16 protein-coding genes are annotated in these 23,713 nt (G+C 70.0%); 11 read left to right on the top strand and 5 right to left on the bottom strand.

Annotation, left to right across the window (positions count from 1 at the left end; all coding sequences use genetic code 11):
• Window positions 1-94: 94 nt before the first annotated feature.
• A complete protein-coding gene (locus AC3WLB_RS19290) occupies window positions 95-1,606 on the bottom strand; it encodes a CoA-acylating methylmalonate-semialdehyde dehydrogenase (protein WP_492508784.1) in 1,512 nt (503 codons plus the stop codon).
• A 186-nt stretch (window positions 1,607-1,792) separates the two neighbouring features.
• On the opposite strand from AC3WLB_RS19290, the gene AC3WLB_RS19285 reads away from it, so the two are divergent.
• From AC3WLB_RS19285 to AC3WLB_RS19240, 10 genes are all read left to right on the top strand, one after another.
• Window positions 1,793-3,109, top strand: coding sequence for an APC family permease (locus AC3WLB_RS19285; protein WP_492508782.1), 1,317 nt, complete (start codon window positions 1,793-1,795; stop codon window positions 3,107-3,109).
• Window positions 3,110-3,432: 323 nt separating this feature from the next.
• A complete protein-coding gene (gene nrdH, locus AC3WLB_RS19280; protein WP_092557681.1) occupies window positions 3,433-3,672 on the top strand; it encodes a glutaredoxin-like protein NrdH in 240 nt (79 codons plus the stop codon).
• A 5-nt stretch (window positions 3,673-3,677) separates the two neighbouring features.
• Window positions 3,678-4,082: a class Ib ribonucleoside-diphosphate reductase assembly flavoprotein NrdI gene (nrdI, locus tag AC3WLB_RS19275; protein WP_492508780.1), complete on the top strand. Its 405-nt coding sequence runs from the start codon at window positions 3,678-3,680 to the stop codon at window positions 4,080-4,082.
• Window positions 4,067-6,214 (top strand): class 1b ribonucleoside-diphosphate reductase subunit alpha, encoded by a 2,148-nt coding sequence (gene nrdE, locus AC3WLB_RS19270; protein WP_492508778.1) that lies wholly within the window; start codon window positions 4,067-4,069, stop codon window positions 6,212-6,214. Before nrdI ends, nrdE begins: the two co-directional genes overlap by 16 nt.
• Before the next feature lie 31 nt (window positions 6,215-6,245).
• Entirely contained in the window at window positions 6,246-7,232 is a 987-nt protein-coding gene (nrdF, locus tag AC3WLB_RS19265; RefSeq protein WP_022895891.1) for a class 1b ribonucleoside-diphosphate reductase subunit beta, read from the top strand.
• Between the two features lie 192 nt (window positions 7,233-7,424).
• Window positions 7,425-9,569: a hypothetical protein gene (locus tag AC3WLB_RS19260; protein ID WP_492508775.1), complete on the top strand. Its 2,145-nt coding sequence runs from the start codon at window positions 7,425-7,427 to the stop codon at window positions 9,567-9,569.
• 139 nt (window positions 9,570-9,708) lie between these two features.
• A complete protein-coding gene (locus AC3WLB_RS19255) occupies window positions 9,709-10,776 on the top strand; it encodes a permuted SH3 domain-containing protein (RefSeq protein ID WP_492508773.1) in 1,068 nt (355 codons plus the stop codon).
• Window positions 10,773-11,483: an ABC transporter ATP-binding protein gene (locus AC3WLB_RS19250; RefSeq protein WP_022895894.1), complete on the top strand. Its 711-nt coding sequence runs from the start codon at window positions 10,773-10,775 to the stop codon at window positions 11,481-11,483. The genes AC3WLB_RS19255 and AC3WLB_RS19250 overlap by 4 nt, the downstream gene beginning before the upstream one ends.
• The gene (locus AC3WLB_RS19245) at window positions 11,483-12,730 is read left to right on the top strand and encodes an ABC transporter permease (protein ID WP_492508771.1); all 1,248 of its coding nucleotides are present in this window, start codon (window positions 11,483-11,485) and stop codon (window positions 12,728-12,730) included. The genes AC3WLB_RS19250 and AC3WLB_RS19245 overlap by 1 nt, the downstream gene beginning before the upstream one ends.
• 104 nt (window positions 12,731-12,834) lie before the next feature.
• Window positions 12,835-15,072, top strand: coding sequence for a S8 family serine peptidase (locus AC3WLB_RS19240; protein ID WP_492508769.1), 2,238 nt, complete (start codon window positions 12,835-12,837; stop codon window positions 15,070-15,072).
• A gap of 372 nt (window positions 15,073-15,444) precedes the next feature.
• Here the strand turns inward: AC3WLB_RS19240 and AC3WLB_RS19235 are convergent, their stop codons facing one another.
• A complete protein-coding gene (locus AC3WLB_RS19235; RefSeq protein WP_492508767.1) occupies window positions 15,445-16,095 on the bottom strand; it encodes a DUF1349 domain-containing protein in 651 nt (216 codons plus the stop codon).
• On the bottom strand, window positions 16,092-17,081 hold the full coding sequence (locus tag AC3WLB_RS19230) for a 2-hydroxyacid dehydrogenase (protein WP_492508765.1): 990 nt from the start codon (window positions 17,079-17,081) through the stop codon (window positions 16,092-16,094). Before AC3WLB_RS19230 ends, AC3WLB_RS19235 begins: the two co-directional genes overlap by 4 nt.
• A gap of 106 nt (window positions 17,082-17,187) precedes the next feature.
• On the opposite strand from AC3WLB_RS19230, the gene AC3WLB_RS19225 reads away from it, so the two are divergent.
• A complete protein-coding gene (locus AC3WLB_RS19225; RefSeq protein WP_492508763.1) occupies window positions 17,188-18,300 on the top strand; it encodes a glycerate kinase in 1,113 nt (370 codons plus the stop codon).
• Between the two features lie 303 nt (window positions 18,301-18,603).
• On the opposite strand, the gene AC3WLB_RS19220 is transcribed toward AC3WLB_RS19225, so the two are convergent.
• Window positions 18,604-20,007, bottom strand: a complete 1,404-nt coding sequence (locus AC3WLB_RS19220) for a cellulase-like family protein (RefSeq protein ID WP_492508761.1) — start codon at window positions 20,005-20,007, stop codon at window positions 18,604-18,606.
• Entirely contained in the window at window positions 20,004-23,627 is a 3,624-nt protein-coding gene (locus AC3WLB_RS19215; RefSeq protein WP_492508759.1) for a DUF5107 domain-containing protein, read from the bottom strand. Before AC3WLB_RS19215 ends, AC3WLB_RS19220 begins: the two co-directional genes overlap by 4 nt.
• Window positions 23,628-23,713: the final 86 nt, after the last annotated feature.

The raw sequence follows: 23,713 nt of genomic DNA, 5'->3' as shown, positions 1-23,713 counted from the left end.
GACGAACTGCTCGGCCTCGACCTCGAGCAATTCGGAGCCCGCGCCGAGCTCTGGAGCGCGTTGCAGCTGGCCTCCCCCGACGAGGGCGACCAGCTCAGTTCTGCGGGAAGCCGAGGTTGATGCCGCCGTGCGAGGGGTCGAGCCAGCGGCTCGTGATGGCCTTCTGCTGGGTGTAGAAGCGCACGCCCTCGGCGCCGTGCGCCTTGGTGTCACCGAACAGTGACGACTTCCAGCCACCGAACGAGAAGGTGGCGGCCGGCACCGGAATCGGCACGTTGATGCCGATCATGCCGACCTGTACCTCGTTCTGGAACCGACGCGCCGCCCCACCGTCGTTGGTGAAGATCGCCGTGCCGTTGCCGAAGGCGCCGTTGTTGATGAGCTCCACCCCCTCCTCGTAGGAGTGCACCCGCACCACCGAGAGCACCGGGCCGAAGATCTCCTCGGTGTAGACCCGGCTGGTGGTCGGGACCGCGTCGATCAGGGTCGGGCCGAGCCAGAACCCGTTCGGATCGCCGTCGGGACGGACGGCGCGACCATCCACCACAACGCTCGCGCCGTCCTGCTCGGCGACCTCGATGTACGAGGCGACCTTGTCCCGGTGCGCCTCCGTCACGAGCGGGCCCATGTCGCAGGAGCGACGGCCGTCCCCGGTCACGAGGGTCGACATCCGCTCGGCGATCTTGCCGATCAAGGCGTCGGCCACCGGCTCCACGGCCACGACGACCGAGATGGCCATGCACCGCTCGCCGGCCGAGCCGAACCCGGCGTTGATCGCCGAGTCGGCGACCAGGTCGAGGTCGGCATCCGGCAGCACCAGCATGTGGTTCTTCGCTCCGCCGAGCGCCTGAACGCGCTTGCCGTGCCGGGTGCCGGTCTCGTACACGTACTGCGCTATCGGGGTCGAGCCCACGAACGAGATCGCCGCGACATCCGGGCTGGTGAGGAGGCCGTCGACCGCCGCTTTGTCGCCGTTCAGCACCGTGAAGACGCCGTCGGGCAGGCCCGCCTCCTTCCACAGTGCGGCGAGCCAGAGCGCTGCGCTGGGGTCTTTCTCGGAGGGCTTCAGGATGACCGTGTTGCCCGCCGCGATCGCGATCGGGAAGAACCACATCGGCACCATGGCCGGGAAGTTGAACGGGCTGATGATGCCCACGACACCGACCGGCTGCTTCGTGGAGTACACGTCGATGCCGGTCGAGACCTGCTCGGAGTACTCGCCCTTGAGGTGGTGCGCGAGCCCGGTGGCGAACTCGACCACCTCCTGGCCGCGGGTGATCTCGCCGAGCGCGTCGGAGAGAACCTTGCCGTGCTCGGACGTGATGATCTCGGCCAGCTCGTCCTTACGGGCGTTCAGCAGCTCCCGGAAGGCGAACAGCACGGCCTGCCGGCGGGTGAGCGAGAGCTCGCGCCAGGCGGGGAGGGCCGCCTTGGCGCTCGCGATGGCCGCCGCGATCTCGTCGGCGTCCGCGAGGGCGACCTCCTTGGTCACCACCCCGAGCGCGGGGTTGAAGACGGGGGCGGTGCGGCCGGAGCGGCCGGCGTACTCGGCGCCGTCGATCCAGTGCGGCACGACGGGCAGTGCGGAGGAGGCTGAGTTCGACATGGTGCGAGCGTAGGGGCCTCCGGGCGCGGCGCGCTGTGCCGATGTGTCGAAGCTTCGGGACATCGCTCGACGAATCGACACTTTAGCGGTCGTCGTCATCGCTCGGGCGAGCTGCTGGCAGGATGTGGGCGAACTCTGGCACCTCTGCCATTCCGCCGCGGGCGGTTGGTGGGCGATGCTGGGCGGGTGAGCAGTTCGCGCCCGGTCGTCGCCCATTCATCCGTTCCCGCTGCGGGCCTGCGGGCGCACGCTCCCGGCGTCGGGCTCGCTCAAGGGTCGGCGTTGTACATCGCGGCGGTGCTCGGCACGGGCATCCTCGTGCTCCCGGCGCTCGCGGCGGGCGCTGCCGGGCCGGGGTCGATCCTAGCCGTGGTGGCGCTCATCGTGCTGTCGGTGCCCCTGGCGGGCACCTTCGCGGCGCTGGCGTCGCGGCATCCGGATGCCGGTGGCGTCGCCACCTTCGTGCGGCTCGCGCTCGGGCCGACGGCGGCACGGATGGCCGGCTACTGGTTCTTCTTCGGCGTCTGTGTCGGCACCCCCGTGCTGGCGCTCCTCGGCGGCGAGTACGTGTCGGCCGTGCTCGGGCTGCCGCAGTGGGCCGCATTCGTGCTCGGGCCGGTGCTGCTCGTCCCGCCGTTCGTGCTCAACCTGTTCGGGCTCCGGTTCTCGGGCAAGGTGCAGCTCGGATTGTCGGGCGCGCTGGTCGCCGTCGTGGTGGGTGTGGTGGTGCTCGCCGCACCCGCGGGCTCGGCGGCGAACTTCACCCCGCTGCTGCCGCACGGCTGGGCAGGCGTCGGCGTGGCGGTGAGCCTGTTCGTGTGGGCGTTCGCGGGCTGGGAGGCGGTGACGCACATCGCGGGGGAGTTCCGGCGACCACGGCGCACCATCCCCTTGGCGACCGCGATCGCGATCGTCGTGGTCGGCGCCTGCTACCTGGGGTTGCAGATCGTGACGGTCGCGGTGCTCGGCGAGGGTGCGGCCGACTCCGCCGTGCCGCTGCTCGATCTGGTGGAGGCGACCGCGCCCGCCGGCGGCCGGGTGGTGGTGGCGTCGATCGCGGTGGTGGTCGCGCTCGGCGTGATGAACGCCTACGCCGCGGCGTTCGCGAAGCTCGGCGCGTCGCTCGGCCGCGACGGCGACCTCCCGCGTTGGCTCGGCAAGGGCGCCGAACCCGGCGCGGTGCCGCGGCGGGCGCTCGGCCTGGTGGCGCTGCTGGTCGCTCTCTACTACACGGCGATGGTGCTGAGCGGCGGTGAGCTGACCCCGTTCATCCTCATCCACACCTCGAGCATGGTGGCGGTGTATGCGCTCGCCGTCGTCGCCGCGCTCCGCCTGCTGCCGCGGTTCAGCGTCAGCTGGTGGCTCGCGGCGGTGTCGGTGGTGCTGGTCGCGGGTCTCGTGCTGCTCGCCGGGGCGAACCTCCTCGTCCCTCTTCTTCTGGCCGTGGCCGCGCTCACCGTGACCGTCGTCCGGAGGGTGCGCGCGACACGCCGAGCGGCGTGAATGTCAGTGGCTGGATTTATTCTCGACAGAACAGACGGACGCTCTCCACAGGCGGGTGCAGAAGGCCGGAATTCCGCCACTCGAGCTGTGGATGAAAGGGCCTGAAAAGCTGTGCACAGCTGTGGATGGCCTGTGGATAATTACACGGGTGTAACACTTCATCTAGGGGTGCTCGATATCGCGACCAACTATATGTAGTATTGAACTCCCGGCGCAGAGAAGCCACGAAAGCAGTGGATTCCATGGGGTAACGAGTGGATACGGCGCCGGTCAACTCCAGATTTCACGTTCGTTCTATCTCTTGCGAGAAAGGTGCATTCCTCATGGCAATCACGGTCTACACGAAGCCTTCCTGCGTGCAGTGCACTGCCACCTACCGCGCTCTCGAGAACAAGGGACTCGAGTTCGAGATCTTCGACCTCTCGGTCGACGAGAAGGCGCTCGAGACGGTGAAGGAGCTCGGCTACCTGCAGGCTCCGGTCGTCATGACCAGCGAGGGCGACCACTGGTCGGGCTTCCGCCCCGACAAGATCGAGGAACTCGCGCGCGCCGCTGCCAGCTGATCACCGTGACCGATGACCTCGTCTATTTCTCGAGCGTCTCCGGCAACACGCGCCGCTTCGTCGAGTCGCTCGGCCGGCCGGCGTCGCGCATCCCGCTCCACGCCCGCGACGAGAAGCTGAAGGCCACCCGGCCTTACGTTCTCGTGCTCCCCACTTATGGCGGGGGCAACGGGCTGGGAGCTGTTCCCAAGCAGGTGATCCAGTTCCTCAACGACGAGGAGAACAGGTCGCTCATCCGCGGTGTCATCGCCGCGGGCAACACCAACTTCGGCGAGGCGTACTGCCTTGCGGGCGACATCGTCGCGCGCAAAACCGGTGCGCCTCTCCTCTATCGATTCGAAGTATTCGGAACCCCGGATGACCGAGAGGCCGTCCAGATCAGATTGGACAGACTGTGGAAGCAACACTGATCGACGCGCCGACAGCCGCGCCGGCGCTCGATTACCACTCGCTCAACGCGATGCTGAACCTCTATGACGAGAACGGGCTGATCCAGTTCGACAAAGACAAAGAGGCCGCGAAGCAGTACTTCCTGCAGCACGTCAACCAGAACACCGTCTTCTTCCACAACCTGCGCGAGCGCCTCGACTACCTGGTTGAGAAGGAGTACTACGAGAAGGAGGTGCTCGATCAGTACTCGTTCGAGTTCATCCAGCAGCTCAACGACCTCGCCTACTCGAAGAAGTTCCGCTTCGACACCTTCCTCGGCGCGTTCAAGTACTACACGAGCTACACGCTGAAGACTTTCGACGGCAAGCGCTACCTCGAGCGGTTCGAAGACCGCGTGGTGATGACCGCGCTCGGTCTCGCCCAGGGCGACGAGCAGCTCGCCACCAACCTGGTCGAGGAGATCATCGGCGGCCGCTTCCAGCCGGCCACCCCTACCTTCCTCAACACCGGCAAGGCGCAGCGCGGCGAGCTCGTCTCCTGCTTCCTGCTGCGCATCGAGGACAACATGGAGTCCATCTCCCGCGGCATCAACTCGGCGCTGCAGCTGTCCAAGCGCGGCGGCGGCGTTGCGTTGCTGCTGTCGAACATCCGCGAGGCCGGCGCACCCATCAAGCAGATCGAGAACCAGTCGTCGGGCATCATCCCCGTCATGAAGCTGCTCGAAGACTCCTTCAGCTACGCCAACCAGCTGGGTGCCCGTCAGGGTGCGGGTGCGGTGTACCTGTCGGCGCACCACCCCGACATCATGCGGTTCCTCGACACCAAGCGCGAGAACGCCGACGAGAAGATCCGCATCAAGACGCTCTCGCTCGGTGTCGTGGTGCCCGACATCACCTTCGAGCTCGCGAAGAACGACGAGGACATGTACCTCTTCTCGCCCTACGACGTCGAGCGCGTCTACGGTGTGCCGTTCGGCGACATCTCGGTCTCGGAGAAGTACCGCGAGATGGTCGACGACCCGCGCATCCGCAAGACCAAGATCAACGCCCGCGAGTTCTTCCAGACCCTCGCCGAGATCCAGTTCGAGTCCGGCTACCCGTACATCATGTACGAAGACACCGTGAACAAGGCGAACCCCATCAAGGGGCGCATCAACATGTCGAACCTGTGCTCCGAGATCCTGCAGGTCAACACGCCGACGACCTACAACGAAGACCTGTCCTACGACCAGATCGGCAAGGACATCTCCTGCAACCTGGGTTCGCTGAACATCGCGCTCACCATGGACTCGCCCGACTTCGGCCGCACGGTGGAGACCGCCATCCGCGGCCTCACCTCGGTGTCGAACCAGTCGCACATCGCGTCGGTGCGGTCGATCGAAGACGGCAACGACAAGTCGCACGCCATCGGGCTCGGGCAGATGAACCTGCACGGCTACCTGGCGCGCGAGCGGGTGCACTACGGCTCGGCCGAGGGCGTCGACTTCACGAACATCTACTTCTACACGGTGCTCTACCACGCGCTGCGGGCCTCCAACGCGATCGCGATCGAGCGCGGCGAGAAGTTCGACGGATTCGAGGACTCGACCTACGCATCCGGCGAGTTCTTCGACAAGTACACCTCGCAGCCGTGGGTGCCGGAGACCGAGCGGGTGGCGGAGCTGTTCGCCACGTCGAACGTGCACATCCCCACGCAGGACGACTGGCGGGCGCTGCAGGCCTCCATCCAGGAGCACGGCATCTACAACCAGAACCTGCAGGCCGTGCCGCCGACCGGGTCGATCTCGTACATCAACAACTCGACCTCGTCGATCCACCCGGTGGCCTCGAAGATCGAGATCCGCAAGGAAGGCAAGATCGGTCGCGTCTACTACCCGGCGCCGTTCCTCACGAACGACAACCTGGAGTACTACGACGACGCGTACGAGATCGGCGCCGAGAAGATCATCGACACCTACGCCGCGGCCACCCAGCACGTCGACCAGGGACTGTCGTTGACGCTGTTCTTCAAGGACACCGCGACCACGCGCGACATCAACAAGGCCCAGATCTACGCCTGGCGCAAGGGCATCAAGACGATCTACTACATCCGTCTCCGCCAGCTCGCCCTCGAGGGCACGGAGATCGATGGCTGCGTCTCGTGCATGCTGTGATCGTCGACCTGGCTAACGGAAAGAAACTGTCATGACTCCTCCTCCCGCAGGGCCGCTGAAGCTGGCCGACAAGGTGCAGGCGATCAACTGGAACCGCATCCAAGACGAGAAAGACGTCGAGGTGTGGAACCGGCTGGTGAACAACTTCTGGCTGCCCGAGAAGGTGCCGCTGTCGAACGACGTGCAGTCGTGGGCCACGCTCACGCCGGCCGAACAGACGCTCACCATGCGCGTGTTCACCGGGCTCACGCTGCTCGACACCATCCAGGGCACGGTGGGCGCGGTGTCGCTCATCCCCGACTCGCTGACGCCGCACGAAGAGGCGGTGTACACGAACATCGCGTTCATGGAGTCGGTGCACGCGAAGTCGTACTCGTCGATCTTCTCCACGCTGTCGAACACGAAAGACATCGACGAGGCGTTCCGCTGGTCGGTCGAGAACCCGAACCTGCAGAAGAAGGCGTCGATCGTGCTCGACTACTACCACGGCGACGAGCCGCTGAAGCGGAAGGTCGCCTCGACGCTGCTCGAGTCGTTCCTCTTCTACAGCGGCTTCTACCTGCCGATGTACTGGTCGAGCCGGGCGAAGCTCACGAACACGGCCGACCTCATCCGTCTCATCATCCGTGACGAGGCGGTGCACGGTTACTACATCGGCTACAAGTTCCAGCGCGGGCTCGAGCTCGTCGACCAGGCCAAGCGCGACGAGATCAAGGACTACACCTTCTCGCTGCTCTACGACCTCTACGACAACGAGACGCAGTACACGCAAGACCTCTACGACGAGGTCGGTCTCACCGAAGACGTCAAGAAGTTCTTGCACTACAACGCGAACAAGGCGCTGATGAATCTCGGCTACGAGCCGATGTTCCCGAAGACGGTGACGGATGTGAACCCCGCCATCCTCTCGGCCCTCTCGCCGAACGCCGACGAGAACCACGACTTCTTCTCGGGGTCGGGCTCGTCGTACGTCATCGGCAAGGCCGTGAACACCGAAGACGAGGACTGGGACTTCTAGCCCCTCTTCGCCCTCTCGACGTGCCCCGCGCACCTGTTCTGCAGGTGTCGCGGGGCGCGTCGGTTTTTGAGTATGAGTAGTTCTCGGCGGCCGTTGCCTGGTCTGCTAATTTCTGAGACTATGTCACATTCATTTCAGAAGCGCTCTGCCCTGCTTGCGGCAGCCGCGCTGCTCACAGCTCTAATCGTGCCCATGGGTGCGGAGAGCGCGCAGGCGCTCCCGCCGGACTGCTCCATTGAGGTTACCTGGCACAACGGAACCACCTACGTCAAAGACGACGGCACGATCGTCGAAACCGGGATCCACTCCACCCAGCGAGTCGTCTGCGGACCGACCACCGACTGGACGCCGGGAGGTGATCCATCGACCGGCGGAGGGCCGACGAGCGCGCCGCCGCCACCCGCCCCTCCGGGACCTGAACTTCCAAAGCCCCCGGATTCGATCCCGCCGAGCGCCGCACCGCCGTGCGTTTCTGGAGCCAGCAACTCCAGCCATCCTGGACAGGGCGATGGCAATCAGACGGGCAGCGGCAAGATCGCCGAGGATGTGGTCACGGCAGCCCTCGCCACTGGCGACGTGAAGATTGACTGGACGGCACCGCCCAGAATTCTGAGCATGGACGTGAATGTCGGGCCGTCCATGAGCGGTGAACCCGGCGTCAACCCATTCGAAGGCGTGGACGCGGACTCGGTCCCGAATGCCATGTACTGGTCGGACGGCTTCGACCCATCAATAACGCCGGTCGGCGCCACTTTAATGTTTCTGGAGTACACGGCGAAGAACATCTTCAGGGCGGTCAAGTCGGGAGACCTCGCGGCCAGCGCAGCGTTGCGAGCGACGTGGGGGCGTCTTCCTGCCGCTGACCGGAAGATTGTCGCCGACTTCGTGATGGAGACCATCAGATCAACGGCGGCGGCATACAAGTACGGTGTGCCCGAGGAGATCAAGGACATCGCGGAGGGCGCTCTGCAGTGGCTGGAACTGGCAGCTGAAATCCCTGGTCCGATCACCGACACCTCCGATATCGACGCGGTACCGTTGTACATCGCGGCATCGACCCAACCGCGATTCAGTGGTGATAGCTCAATTGACAACGACGGCGTGTGTGGTCAGATCTCGCAGGCATCGGTCGGCGCATCGACGATCGCCAGCGTCTCTCCCACCGGAACCTGGGTTCACGTCACGCTCCAAGGGACGGTGCACGGGACCCTGGTCGATCGGATCAAGGCTCTGTCGGCACCCGAGGTTCATTGCCCCGAGGTGCAGGTCGACGCCATCGCCAACCAGGAAAACTTACTGAATGTCACGTCGGGCTGTACGGGTTCGATCACGGGCGCGCGCATCCTGAACCGGGCGGAGATTTCTGGTCTGTCCAACGCTGATCGACTGGTCATGATGGCCGCATCCGGGGATGACCCCAGTGCGTCATCGGTGTTCAGGTTCGACTCCGGTCGCTACGATCACGTGCCACCACGTCCCTGGCGGGAATCAACCTCCAGTGCGGGAGTGGACACGATTCACTTCTCTGGCGACAGTAAGGACGGGGTCTTGTCTTATACGACCCTGAAACCGCACGCCGGACAGGACTTCGTGGTTGTTGCAGCAAAAGATGCCAGCGGTGTCGAGCATCCGTTCCTCGTGAAGATCATTGTCAAAGCGCCGCCGAGATGCGACAACCTGACCAAGCCGGTTGGGCCCTCGACCTCGTCTTTTCGAGCGGTCATTCAGGATGGCGCGCTGCAGCTGGTGAGGAACGTGCCCTTCACTCTCGATCTCAAACTGTTCTGCACGACTGACGTTCGCGACACTTACCGCGTGATTCTCGAGAAGTCGATACCCGGAACCGAGCCCACTATCAACTCCGATGGCACGGTGACGTTCACCTGGACCGATCCGGACGTGGTCAGCGACCACAAGGAGGTCCTCACGCTGACGCCCTGGGACGAGACGACGGGCGCGCCCGGTGAGACGTTCGAAGTTCCGGTCGTCGTGCGTGACGTCGCGCCGTCGTGCAACGACCTTGAGGTGGACTACGACAAGTCCGAACTGAAAGGTGCCCCGCTGGTGATTCCGATGAATTGTGGGATGGAAGGGGAGCTCAAGGTGCTCGCACCGCCCTTCCTCACGTTCAGTGTGCCAAGCGATAACGTGATGATTCAGGTCGTGGATGGTGGAACGTTCACGAGCGACGGTGCTTCGGTCTCCTTCACGCCGGGCGCAACCGAAGCTGACGTGTCAACAGCCCACGTGGTGCCCTGGACGCAGAACCCCTACACGTACTCGCCGTACAGGGTGCATGGGAAGACGTTCGACATCGACGTGAGGATGACGGAGTGACGGCGGCCCTCGCCCGGCGCCGCCCGGGCGAGGGCCGTTCGCTCGGCAGTGGCGGGGAGGGGAACGGTACCTGAGGGGGAGGTGGGCGGGGGAGCGACATCCGTAGGCTGGAGGTTCTGCTCGGCCGAGAAGGAGTTTCGTGGGCGTCGTTCGCAAGTGGGTGTTCCCCTCGTTGAGGATTCTGATCATCGCGGCGATCGCCGTCGCACTCGGGAAGCTCGCCTTCTTCCCCGACCGCCCCGCCGAGGCCGACCCCGCGGTGCCCACCGGTGCCGTCGTGGAACCGCACGCCACGGTGACGGTCGGCACCATCACCAACGACGTGGTCGTGAAGGCGACCGTCTCAGCCGACGCGGCCGTGCCCGTCAAGTCCACCGCCGCGGGCACCGTCGACGAGATCTTCTTCGCCCCCGGGGCGGCGGTGGCTGCGGGTGACGTGGTGTTCGACGTGAAGGTCGAGATCGTGCGCGATCCGAGCGAGACGGTGGATGCGGAGGGCAAGCCGCTGCCGGCGATCTACCGCTACGAGGAGGTGACGGCACCCGCATCCGGAACCCTCAGCTCGCTCGACGTGATCGAGGGCCAGACCGTCGCCATCGGCGAGACGGCTGGGCAGATCGCGCCGCCCAGCTTCTCGGTGTCGGGAGCGCTGCAGCCCGAGCAGCAGTACCGGCTGCTCAACCAGCCGACCGAGGCGACCATCGCGATCGCCGGCGGGCCCGCGCCGTTCACCTGCACGGGGCTGCGCATCATCACCCCTCTGCCGGGCAGCACCGGCGACGCCTCGGGCGGAGGCGGCAGCGGTGGCGCCGGCGGCATCGGAGGCGGAGGCGGCGCCGGCGGGTCGGGCGGCGGCTCGACCACCACCGTCACCTGCCCGGTGCCCGCCGGTGTCACCGTCTTCTCCGGGCTCGCGGCAGACATGACCATCGCCGGCGGCAAGGCCGAGAACGTGCTCGTGGTGCCCACCACCGCCGTGCGCGGTGCCGCTCAGAGCGGAACGGTGTGGGCCGTCACCGCCGACGGCGGCACCGAGGAGCGGCCGATCGGCCTGGGCCTCAGCGACGGCAGTCAGGTGCAGGTGACGGGCGGGCTCAACGAGGGCGACGAGATCCTGCAATTCGCGCCGGGAGCGCTCGCCGACCCGAACGCGGGCGGCGACTGCGCGCAACTGGGCAGCGGCGTGAGCTGCGCGATCGCCCGATGACGCTGCTGCATCTCGAAGACGTGACCCGCACGGTCATGCCGCCGGATCTTCCGGCGCTCACCATCCTGAACGGCGTCTCGTTGACGGTCGAGGAGAACGACCGGATCTCGGTGGTCGGCCGCTCCGGATCGGGCAAGTCCACGCTGCTCAACCTCCTCGGCCTGCTCGACCTGCCGACCAGCGGTGTGCTGGAGTTCGACGGTCGACCGGTCAAGTCCTACTCGGCGCGCGAGCGCGATCGCATCCGTGGCGCCAGCATCGGTTTCATCTTCCAGCAGTTCAACCTCCTCCCGGGCCGCACGGCGCTCGAGAACGTCACCATGCCGCTGCTCTACGCCGAGGGCCGGCAGTTCTGGCGGCGCAAGACGATCGCCGCCGAGATGCTCGAGGAGGTCGGCCTCGGCCACCGCTTGGAGAGCACGCCCGACCGGCTCTCCGGCGGCGAGCAGCAGCGCGTGGCGATCGCGCGTTCGCTCGTGCGGGGCCCGCGGCTCATCCTCGCCGACGAGCCGACCGGCGCGCTCGACCTCGACACCGGGCAGAACGTCATGGAGCTCATCGACGCCGTGGCCACCCGCACCGGCGCCGCGCTCGTGACCATCACCCACGACCCCGCCATCGCGGCGCGCTCCCGCAGCCACTACCGCCTCGACCACGGGGTGCTGACTCCGGATGCGGAGCTCGCCGCCGCCGGAGAGCTCGCCTGATGCGCGCGCTGACCGGGGTGCTCGGGGCGGTGCTGGAGGCCTGGCAGGAGGTGCGCATCCATCGCACCCGCGTGCTGCTCTCGCTGATCGGCGTGGCCGTCGCGGTGTGCTCGCTCACCACCGTCGTCGCGCTCGGCGGCATCGTGCAGCAGGCGAATGCCGAGATGAGCGAGCGGGCCAGCGGCCGCCCCGCCACGCTCTACGTCTCGGCGTACACGAACGACGGATCGACGGTGGATTCGGCGGTCATGGACGCGACCTGGTTCGAGACGATCGAGCGGTACGACGTGCGCTACGCCAGCCGGGTGATGCAGTCGAGCGAGCTCGTGCCGTTCGTGACCGGCGCGGTGGACGTGCCGGTGCAGGCGGTCGACCAGCCCTACGGCGACATGCACCGCATCCGCGTGACCGAGGGGGCGTGGTTCGCCCCCGGCGACGAGGATCTCTTGGCCCCGCCCGTCGTGGTGAACGAGGTGTTCTGGGACAGGCTGGGCCGGCCCGACCTGCGCACGCATCCGACCATCCGGCTCGGCGGTGCATCCGGCGCGGTCGGGGTCGTGGTGGGGGTGACCCCGGGGGCGAGCTGGGAGACCGACCCGTCGATGTTCCTGCTCGCCGACGACCTCGTGGCCCTGCAGGCGGCCGACCCGTCCGGTGCGGCGACGAGCTCCGGGCCCGCCTTCTACGGCGGCAGCACCTCGTACGAGATGTGGGTGCCGCCGGAGTCGGCGGAGGCGCTCACCGAAGCGATCCGCCGCGACTTCACGGCGGCGCTCGGCGACGCCGCGCAGGTCGACGTGAACCGGCAGGACTACGCGCAGTTCGGCGACGACCCGTTCCTCACCACCAAGCTCGTGATCGGCGGGATCGCGGTGCTCGTGCTGTTGCTCGGTGCCCTCGGCCTCGTGAACATCGCGCTGGTCACCGTGCGGCAACGGGTGCGGGAGATCGGCATCCGGCGCAGCTTCGGCGCGACGGCGGGGCGGGTGTTCTTCGCGGTGATGATGGAGAGTGTCGTCGCCACCATCGCGGCCGGGGCCGTGGGGGTGATGGCGGCGATCCTCATCGTGCAGAGCCCGCCGATGCAGGAGTTCGTGGGGCAGGGACTCGTCAGCGACTTCCCGCCGTTCCCCGTCGACGCGGCGCTGCTCGGGCTGGTCGCGGCCACCACAGTCGGCGCCCTCGCGGGGCTGCTGCCGGCACTGGTGGCGGTGCGGGTGCGGGTGATCGACGCCATCCGGTACTGAGGCGGGTCGTGGGGCGGATGCGCGGGTCACACCCCGCGAGCGGGGGGCAGTGGAGACGAGCGGCCCGCTGATAGGGTCGACGGACGAGATCTGAGGGGGAATCGGTGGGGGAAACTGCGCGCCGGAACAGTCGACTGCGGCCGGAACGGCGGGTGGTGCGGGGCGTCGTCCTCGCGGCCGTGCTGCCGCTGCTGGTGGTCGGAGTGGCATCGGCGGCACACGCCGAACCCGCACCGAGCGGCCCGTCCGGGCAGGAGCTCTCGCCGCGGCTGCTGCAGCTGAGCGAGCTGCCGTTCCCGTCCGGGCCCGCCGGAACGGCGGATGAGGTGGCGGCTGCGGCCGGCGACCTCGGAGTCGCCGAATCGGGGCCGGGCAGCCTGCAGGTCGACGCCGTCGGGCAGGTCAGCGTGACCGTGCGCTACACGACCGGGCCGAGCGAAGCGGATGTCGCGGCTCTCGCCGCCCTCGGCACCGTGCACGCGTCGTCGAGCCGATTCGGGTTGGCGAGCGCATCCGTCGCGCCGGGCGACCTGGCCGCGGTGGCCGCGCTGCCGAACGTGCAGGGTGTGGAGGAGGCGCTCGCGCCGGTCGTGGGCGGCTCGAGTGCGCTCGGCGCCGCGCCCGCGCCCGCAACCGTGACCGCCTCCGCCGCGGCCGCCGCCGGGCCGGCCGCGCTCGCCGCCTCGTGCCGCACGGTACCCGCGAACCTCGCCGAGCCGCTGAACGCCGCGGTCGCCGCCCACGATTTCGGGGTGGACGGCACCGGTGTCACGGTCGGCGTCATCTCCGACTCGTTCGAGCGCGACCCGAAGTCGCTCACCACACCGGCCGAGGATGTGGCGGCCGGCCTCCTGCCGGGCCCCGGCAACCCCTGCGGATTCGACCAGCCGGTCGAGGTCGTCACGGAGGCGACCGGCGCCGGAACCGACGAGGGTCGCGCGATGGCGCAGCTGGTGCACGGGATCGCGCCGGGTGCGCGCATCCTGTTCGCGTCGTCGGGGCAGGACGAGCTCACCTTCGCCACGGCCATCACCGACCTCGCCGCCGCGGGTGCCGATGTGATCGTCGACGACATCACGATGTTCAGCGACCCGTTCTTCCAGGACGGACCGATCGGGGTCAGCATCTCGGACGTCGGCCGGGATGGTGTCGCGTACCTGTCGGCGGCCGGCAACTTCACGCTGCTCGGGGCATCCGGTCACCCCAGCGCGGGCCTGCCGATCAGCTCCTGGGCGACCGAGGCGTACCGCCCCACCACCTGCCCGCCCGCCGTGCTCACCGCGCTCGCGGATGAGGGGATCGACTCCGCCGACTGCCTGGACTTCGATCCGGGTGCGGGCGCCGATCCGGTGGACGACATGGTCTTCAAGGCCACTCCCGAGGGTGCCGCAGCGACCTTCTCGCTGCACTGGGCCGAACCCGTCGGGGCTGCTGCCGGAACCTTCCACTTCGGGCTGATCAAACCCGACGGCACCGCCGAGATCACCCCGCCGAACGCGAGCGGCATCCCCTCGGTGACCGGATCGACGCCCACGGAGGCGGGCGACTACGGCTTCGTGATCGTGCGCAACACCATGGCGGGCCCGTCGTCGGAGGTCACGCCGCCGCTGAAGGTCCTGCTCGCCGCCGACCCGTACCTCCAGGCCGTCGAGTACTACTCCTCCACGGGTGGCGACGTCGTCGGCCCCACGATCACCGGGCACGCGGGTGCGCCGCAGACGATCGCGGTCGCCGCCGCGCCCTACGACTCGCCGCGCGAGGTCGAGTCGTTCTCGTCGGCGGGGCCGACCACGAAGTACTTCGACTACGACCCGGCGGTCTCGCCGATCGCCACTCCGCTCGCGACGCCGCTCGTCACCTCGAAGCCGGATGTCACCGGCGTGGACGGCGGGTTCACGAACTTCTTCTCGGCCGACCAGCAGGTGAGCCCGGGCATCTACGCGTTCTACGGCACCTCGGCGGCGTCGCCCGCGGTCGCGGCCGTCGTGGCGCTCGGTCGTGAGCTCCGACCGGATGCATCACTCGAGTCGGTGCGGACGGCGCTCGACACGTCGGCGGTTCCGCTGAAGAGTCCGCTGCCGGCGGTGTTCGAACCGGCGGAGATCGTGGGGTCGGGGCTCGTCGACGCCTCGGGCTTCCTGGCGGCACTGCCGGTGCCGGCGCCCGCGCCGGAGCCCGTGCCGGAGCCGGCCGCCGTCCCGGGGTCGCAGCTCGCGGCGACCGGCGTCGCGGCGTCGCCGCTCGGGCTGGTCTCGCCGCTCGGGCTCGCGCTGGCGCTGGGGCTCGTGGCGGCGGGAGCGGCGACGACCGTCGTCGCCCGCCGTCGCGCGGCGCGCCGCTGACGAGTTCCTGGCGGACTGCGCGCATCCGACCCCGTTGACGACGTTGGATGCGCGCATCCGACCCCGTTGACGACGTCGGATGCGTGCGTGCGGGTCGCGCCCCGGCCCGGCGCGTGACGCCGGTGCGTGTGGCGCCGGCATTGTGAGTGCTCCCGAGTGAACCCGCCGGCGCCGTCGTGGCGCGTGACTACGCAAATGCGGCGGACCGACGCGCTATACGGGGTCGGTCGCGCGCATGTGCGTAGTTACGCACCATGGAATGTGGTGGCAGGGCGTGGGAGACGCCGCCCCTGCGGGCAGGGAGCTGCCGCCCCGGCGGGCTGGTGGGTCGGTGCGCGAGCGGGGTGGCGCCGCTCGCCGGCAGCGGTCGGGTCAGTGGAGGGACGCGTCGGCAGCGGTGGTCGCCCACGAGAGAAAGCGCACCGTGAGGCCGGCGCGGGTCGGTGCGCAGGCGAACGGGCCGGCGGCGACCGCCGCATCGGCGGGCGGCGTGAACGGGAGCACACGCACGAGCCGGAACGGCTCGTCGTCGACCCGGGCGCGGAGCGTGAGGGCGTCGCCCGCCCAACTCGCCCGGATCGTCACGCGCCGGCCGCGCCACGTCGGCACCGGCGCGACCGACCAGTCCGACATCGGCGCCGTGACCACCGCGCCCAGCTGCAGCTCCCCGTCGGACAGCTCGAGGCCGGCCTTCACCCAGCGATCCTCGGCCGCCCGCACGAAGACGCCGGCCTGATCGAACTGCTCGTCGAGCTCGGCCACGAACGACACCTCGACGGCGGTGTCGGGCTCGAACGGCGTGAGCAGAGCGTGCTCGGTGTCGTGCACGAACCCGTACGACGTGGTGCGCCACGCGTCGCTGCCCTCGACCGCCGTGACCAGCAGGTCGTCGCCGTCGGTGCGCACCTCCGCCGGTGTCGTGGACCAGCGCCCCGCGGCCCAGTCGACGCGCTCTCGCGGGTTCGCAGCCGCCCGCGCGCCGGTCGCGAACTCGCCCGAGTCGGTGCCGTCGGCGGCGCTCACGCGTCCACCGCCACCGGGGTCACCGCGGGCTGCCCCGCGAGCACGGCTGCGACGTTCTGCACGGCGAGCGACCCCATCCGTTCCCGGGTGGCGAGCCCGGCGCTGCCGATGTGCGGTGCCGTGACGACGTTCGGCAGCGTCAGCAGGCCGGGCGACACGGCCGGCTCCCACTCGTACACGTCGAGTCCGGCCGCGCCGATCACGCCATCGCGCAAGGCCTCGACCAGGGCGAGCTCGTCGACGATCGGGCCGCGGGCCGTGTTAATAAGAACAGCTGTCGGCTTCATCGCCCGCAGCTCGGCTGCTCCGATGAGGTGTCGCGTCTCGGCGGTGAGCGGGCAGTGCAGGCTCACCACATCGCTCGACGCCAGCAGCTCCGGCAACTCGACGGGGCGGATGCCCAGCGCCGCCGCCTCGGCCGACGACGCACGCGACCCGGTCGCGACGATCCGCAGGTCGAAGGCCGCCGCCCGCCGCGCGACCGCCATGCCGATGCGCCCGAGCCCGACGATGCCGAGCGTGGCGCCGCCGCTCACGTCGAGCCCGACGAACAGGTCGGGTTCCCACTGCCAGGGGTTCCCCGCCCGTACGAACCGGTCCGATTCCACCACCCGGCGCGCCGTCGCGAGCAGCAGCGCCAGGGTGAGATCGGCGGTGGCGTTGTCGAGCACGCCGGGCGTGTTGGTGACGAGGATGCCCCGCTCCGCCGCCGCCCGCACGTCGACGTTGTCGTAGCCCACCGCGAAGTTCGCGACGACCCTCAGCGACGGGCCGGCCGCATCCATCAGCTCGGCGTCGATGCGGTCGGACAGCAGCGCGATGAGGCCGCTCGCGCCCTGAACGTTCTCCAGGAGCTCGCTGCGCGGTTCACCGGTCGGCCCGGCGTACACCGAGGTGCGGAGCCCGGTGGCGGCGAGTTCGGCGGCTGCCCCCGTCGGCAACTCGAAGGTGACGTGGACGCGCGCATCGGTGGTCTCTGAGCTCATGCCCCCACTCTTCCGTCTCTCCGGGCACTGTGCCAACCCGGCTGGCGGATGCGCCCGCCCGGGAGGCGATTTGACACCCGCCGCGCGCGCGTGAGGGGATAGGCGGGTGAGCCGTCGTCGCGTCATCGTCGCCCCCGATTCGTTCAAAGGTTCCGCGACCGCGATCGAGGTCGCCGATGCGCTCGCCGCGGGCTGGCGGGCCGAGCGGCCCGACGACGACGTGCGCTGCCTGCCGATGGCCGACGGCGGCGAGGGCGCGCTCGACGCCTTCGCCATCGCCCGGCCCGACGCCCGCCGCATGCCGGTGGTGGTCACGGGCCCCGACGACCGCGCGGTGGAGGCGTACTGGCTGTGGCTGCCGGGCGACGCCGGCGGCACCGGTGTGGTCGAGCTCGCCAACACGAGCGGCATCACGCTCCTCAACCCCCTCCGCCCGCTCGAGGCGCATTCGATCGGCTTCGGTCAGGCTATCCGCGCCGCGATCGAGCATGGCGTCGACCGGCTCGTGCTCGCCATCGGCGGCAGCTCGTCGACCGACGGCGGGGCGGGCGTGCTGCAGGTTCTGGGTGCCCAGTTCCTCGGCGCCGACGGCGTGCCGGTGCCTCCCGGCAACGCGGGGCTGGCGACGGTGCAGCGGGTCGTGTTCGACGGGCTGCTGCCCCTCCCGCCCGGCGGCGTGACCGTGCTGAGCGACGTGACCAACCCGCTGCTCGGCTCGCACGGCGCGGTCGCGGTGTTCGGGCCGCAGAAGGGCATCGAACCGGCGCTCGAGCGTCAGGCCGAGGCGAACCTGGCGAACTTCGCACGACAGGTGACGGATGCGCGGGGCACCGACCCCACCACCCCCGGCTCCGGGGCGGCCGGCGGTGTGGGGTTCGGGCTCGTGGCCTGGGGCGCCACGCTCACGGCCGGGGCCGAGGCCGTGGGCGCCGAGATCGGATTGCCCGCCGCCATCGCCGGCGCCGACATCGTGCTGACCGGTGAGGGCCGCTACGACCACCAGTCCGAGGCCGGGAAGGTGCCGAGCTACGTGCGCGGCCTCGCCCGCGCCGCCGGCGCCCGCACCGGCCTCGTCGCGGGTGCCCTCCAGGCCGACCCGCGCGACTTCGACGCCGCCGAGTCGCTCACCGCCCTCGCCGGCACCCCCGCAGCCGCCATGGCCGCCCCCCTCCGCTGGCTCCACGAGGCCGCCCGCCGCCTGGCCACCACCCTCACGTAGTCGCGCCCCCCGATTCTCCACGTATTGCCGGAATGCGACCTCCAATTCCGACAACACCTGGAGACTCGATGCGCAGCCGAGGGTTGCGCCGGGGTCGAGCGCACCACCTCCTACCGACGGCGCAGCCGAGGGTGGCGCCGGGACCGAACGCACCAGGCCGTACTCGACGACCCAAGGTGAGGGCGTGGCCGAGGGGTGCGACCGCAGGCCGCGCCCCTCGACCGCGCCCTCACATGTCGCCCGGCGCCGGGCAAGGACCGGCGCCGCCCGGGCAGCCCGAGCGAAGCCCGGGCCGCCCGGCAGCTAGCACCGCCCGCCAGCCAACACCTCCGCATTCATCCCCCGCTGCCACTCCGCGTCCGCCCACATGGGGTGGTGCGGCGCCGCATTCGAGCAGAGCACCACGCCCCACACGCCGTGCTCGAGCGCGGTGCGGATGCCGTGTTCGGCCAATGCCCGCCCCGCCGGCCCCTCTTCGAAGCGCCCGTGCAGCGGGGTGTACCCGATCCAGCCTTCACCCACCACGGCCGGCACCTGCTTCCAGCGCGCCCACTCCGCGACCGCGATCACCCGCGATTCGATCTCGCGCGCCATCACCTCCCGGTACTGCTCGTAGTGTGCGTCGAGCCAGGCGTCCCAGGCGGCGGCGTCGAGCCAGTCGTAACCGTAGATCATCTGATCGGTCACCACGGTCGCTTGGTACTTCCAGGCGGCGGCGCGCCCGTATTCGGCGGGGGTGGGCGCATCCGGCCGCAGCAGCGACGACAGCATCGCGTTCGGGAAGTCAGCGCTCCCCTCGGACCGGATGTCGACGAGCTTCTGCAGCGCATCCAGTACCCCGTAGCTGTAGACGTGGAACTGCGCCGCCCCGAACCCCTCGGGCAGCTGGTGCATCGCGAGGTGAGGCGGTTTGCCGTAGCTGGCAGTGACGAGCAGGTCCGGATGCGCGCGCCGCAGCCGCACGAGCTCGGCACTCCCGCCCTGCCCCTGTTCGAATCCGTGGGCGAGCGGCGGCAGGATGGAGAAGTCGACCTCGTTGTGCAGCTCGACCAGCGCGATGGTGTCGCGGTGGCCGGCGGCGGTGAGGAAGTCGAGCATCCGGTTCCAGGATGCGCCCAGCAGGGCGTACCGGGCGTCGAGCGGCACCGCGTCGATGGCCTCGAACCAGTCGCTGGAACGGGCGAAGGCGGGGGACTGCTGGTACTCCCAGCTGGCCAGGATGACGACGAGTCCGTGGCGCTCGGCGGCTTCGAAGAGTTCGAGGAGACGGTCGCGGAGGTCGAGCCGGTAGCCGCCCGGGGTGTCGTACCAGCGGGTGCGTTGCCCGAAGTGACCACCCTGCGGGGCGGCACCGAGGCCCTCGATCTCGAGGTCGCCGGCGAGGTCGGCCAGTCGCCGGCCGTCGACGCTGAGTTCGCCGAACAGCAGCAGCGGCGCGGCGCAGATGCGGATGGCGTTGTAACCCAGCTCGGCCGCCTGGGCGCACGCGGCGTCGAGGTCGGCGAAGGGGCCACCCGGCTCGGCTCGGGTGTACCACGAGAAGTCCCACAGCGTGATGGCGAGGCGCTGGGGGAGGTGAGCGGGCACCGCGCCGGTGAGCGCAGAGGTGTCGGGGGTGCTCTCAGCGCCCGAACCGAGGTAACGCGGGGCCGCGCCCGGAGTGGGAGCGGCCGGCGCGGTGCTCGGGGTGACGGGGAGGTCGGTCACGCGGCGTCCTCCCCTCGAGTGAGAGTTCGGCCCCTCTGTGCCAAGTCTCGCAGTTCGGCGGCGGCGTGCCGCCGGGCAGCGGCGGTGTCGGTGTCGAACAGCAGCAGTTCGGGCAGCGACGTGGCGAAGTAGTCCGGCTGCGCCTTCGCGCGTTCGAGTTCATCGGCGCGCTCCTCGAGCGAGCGCCAGATCGCCTCGGCCTCAGCCTCTTCGCCGAGCCGCAGGTGCGCGACGCCCACCCAGAAGTCACCCGCCGCCACGGGGCGTGGTGCCACCGCGAGCGGCGCCGTGCCGGCGCGTGCACGACCCCAAGCCGCCATCGCTCCGGCCCCGTCGCCGTGGCGCTCGAGCGCGTCGCCGAGCAGCAGGTAGCGCTCGGCCAGACTTTCGGCCGGGTGCCGGCCCTCGCCGAGGTTCTCGGGCACCTCGAGGCCGGCGCGCAGCAGATCGGTGGCGGCGCGCGCATCCGTCTCGAGCAGACGGCGGGCGGATGCGATGGTCGCCCGGTCGTAGGCGGCGATGACCTTGCCCTCCCCGCCCTCGAAGGGCTGGAACCGGCGGGTGGTGAGGATGCTCAGGGCGTCGTCGATGCGGCCTGCCGTGAGGAGCAGGTCGAGGTGGCTGAGCGCGAGGTCGTCGCGCACGAGTACGGCCGGCCCGTACGCCTCGATCGCCGCGAGGCGGTCGGCGGCGGGCACCCCGCGGATGCTCGCCAGAAGATCGCGCTCGAACACCAGCCGCGGGTCGGCGGGGCTGAGCGCGAGCGCCCGCGCGAAGTACGCGTCGGCGGTGTCGAGGTCACCGCCGGTGTTGACCGTGGCGACGGCCGCGTTGCGCCACGCCACCGGATCGGTCGATCCGGCTGCGGACGCCGCCTGGAGGGCGGTGCGTGCGTCGAGGGTGCGGCCGGCGTCGAGCAGCCAGGCGCCGAGGAGGGCCGGTGCGACCGGGTCCGCGGGGTCGGCGGCGATGGCGGCCTGCAACGCGTCGAACTGGTCGAGTCCCGCGGGGAAGGCGTAGTCGACGTCGGACTGCTGTGCCGCAGCACGCTCGGCGGCCGCTTCGTCCGCGGCGCCGGCAGCGTCGAGCCACACGGCCCGGAGGTAGTGCGCGGCCGGCACCGGGTTGCCGAACGTGAGCGGCCGAGCTCGGACGCCGATCGCGCCGACGGGGGCGTTCGCGGTTCCCGTCACGGCGGGTGCGGGTGCGGAGACCTCGTTCCGCGAAGCCACCCCGGCTGCTCCGGGCGCTCGGTCGGATGCTGCACCACCGGGCGCGGTCGAGTCGTCGGGTGCGGCCTGGCGCGCTGCGACGAGGGGGGTCGTCACCGCGAGGGCCTCCGCGAGGTGGCCGGTGCGCGCGAAGAAGGTCGCGACCTCGAGCGGGGTCTTCGGGTCGACCACGTCGAGGCGGCCGGCGAGCGCCAGCGCGACGGGGTCGAGCGGGTCGGCATCGAGGGTGGCGGCCAGCTGGGCCGACGCCTCGGTGTCGCGCCCGAGCCGGCGCAAGGCGAGCACGGTGAGGTGGCGCGCCTCGGGGCTGCGCGTGTCGGTCTGCCGGGCGGTCGCGGCGTGCGCGAGCGCGGCCGCCGGGCGCCCGGCGCGCAGGGCGAGCCGGGACAGCGCCAGGGCCGACGGATGCGCCCACGCGCCGTCCCAGGCCGCCTTGCCGAAGCGGTCGGCAGCCGCGGCGAGGTCGCCGGTGCGCTCGAGCACGAGACCGAGCCGGTAGCTCGCCTCCCCGCTGGCCGGATTGAGGTTGCGACGGGTGAGCCGCTCGAGGGCGCGTTCGAAGAGTGCCCGGGCCGCAGCGTACTCACCACGCCGGTGGTGCCAGGCGCCGAGGGCGACCGAGGCCCGTGAGTCGCCCGGGTCGCGCCGCAGCACCTCCTCGAAATAAGGGATGGGCGAGCGCGTCGGATGCCGGTACTGCACCAGGTGCACTCCGGTGAGGTAGAGCTCGTCGACGCTCGCGATGTCCTCCGGCGCGGGCGGCTCGGTCGCCACCCACGGCTCGGCTGTCCGGTGCTCGGGCGCCGCCGGCAACCATGGCTCCGGCTCCGGCTCGGGCGCCCGCGTGCCGTCATCGCCTGCGGCCCCGGCATGCGGCCGGGCTGCGACATCGGCCGTGGCCTCCGCGCCGGCGGCGACCACCTCGCGACCGTCGACGAGCACCCGCACCCGGAGGCCGAGCCCGTCGACGGTGCCCGCGGCATCCGCTTCGCCCGCCTCGACGGCGGCGGTGCCGACGAACGGCTGTGCCGGCGACAGCGCCGTCTGCCACTCGCCGACCACCGCTCCCCGCTGCTCGAGGAGCACGACGGCCCGCTCGGCGACCACGGCGCTCGCCACGCCGACACGGACGCGCGCACGCAGCCCGCCGCCCGCAACGCCATCCCCGGCCGCGCCGACGGCGTCGCCCGGCGCGCCCGGCCCCATCAGCGCCACGCTCACCGCGAGCTCCCGCGTCGCCTGCTGCACCGGACCCGACTCGCGGATCGGGTACCAGTACTGGCTGAACTCCCGCGTCTCACCGGGCGCGAGGTAACTGAAGTCGGGCTGGTTGTCGGTGAACACCCCGGCCATCAGCTCCACGTACGGCCCGTCGTGGTCGGTGAGCTGCGCGTCCCAGGCGCGCCCCACGGCGCCGTTGCCCCAGGTCCACTGCTTCTTGCCCGGCGCGATCGACCGGTCGGCCCAGTGCACGAAGCCGGCGCGCGCGTCGTGGTCGTAGCCGCCGAAGAAGCTGTCGGCGGTGTCGGTGATCATGTACGAGGTCGGCACCGGGATGTTGGTGTAGAAGTCGAGCCGGTCGGCATCCGGATGCGCGGCATCCGCCAGGGCGGGGTAGTCGACCCCGTAGTAGGGCCGGTCGGCGCGCGGGAAGGCGGTGATGGCCCGCCGCGCGTGGTCGGCCACGAACCGCACGTCGGTCGGGAAGAACGACTGGTACCGCCCGTCCGACCGCGCGGCGACGTTCGCCCACCAGAGGAAGGTCTGCGGCTCGTCGGTACGGTTGTACAGCCGCGCCGCCACCTCGACGGTCGACCGGTCGCCGCGGAGCCGCACGCCGTGACTTCCGCGCATCCGCTGCAACGGATCGAGGTCGGAGTGCCACACCGTCACGTCGTCGTCGCCGGCCCGGGCGATCGACGTCTCGACGGGGAGGAAGGTGGCCGGGCGGTGGTGCTGCGGCCAGTTGAACTCGACGCCACCCGAGATCCACGGCCCGGCCAGTCCGACGAGCGCGGGTTTGATGACGTTGTTGCGGTAGAAGAAGTCGTAGCCGTTGGTCTTGTCGACGCCGATGTGGATGCGCCCACCGAGCTCCGGCAGCAGCATCAGCCGCACCCAGCGGTTCTCGAGGTGGATGGCCTCCCACCGCCGGGTGGTCTTCTGCTGGGCGATGCGATCGACGAACGGGATGGGGTACACCCGCCCGCTCGACCCCTGGTACACCCGCCGGTCGAGGAAGAGCGGGTAGCGGTCAGGGTCGGCGGGCTCGTAGGTGCCGATCTCCACCGGCTCGCTCCAGCAGGCCACTCCGCCGGCCTCGATCAGCGCCTGCTGTTCGGCAGGGGCGGCGGGAAGCTGGATGCGCTCGGTGTCGTCGTTGCTCACAGGGTCGAGAGTAGAAAACCCCGCCGCGACGATCCATGGCAGATGCAGTCCGAATTATGGATGATCCGCTGATGTGACAGAATCCC

It is taken from the genome of Herbiconiux sp. FW305-C-125, from assembly GCF_058783455.1.
Note: the sequence above shows the minus strand (reverse complement) of the source record. Positions and strands in the feature narration are given on the sequence as shown.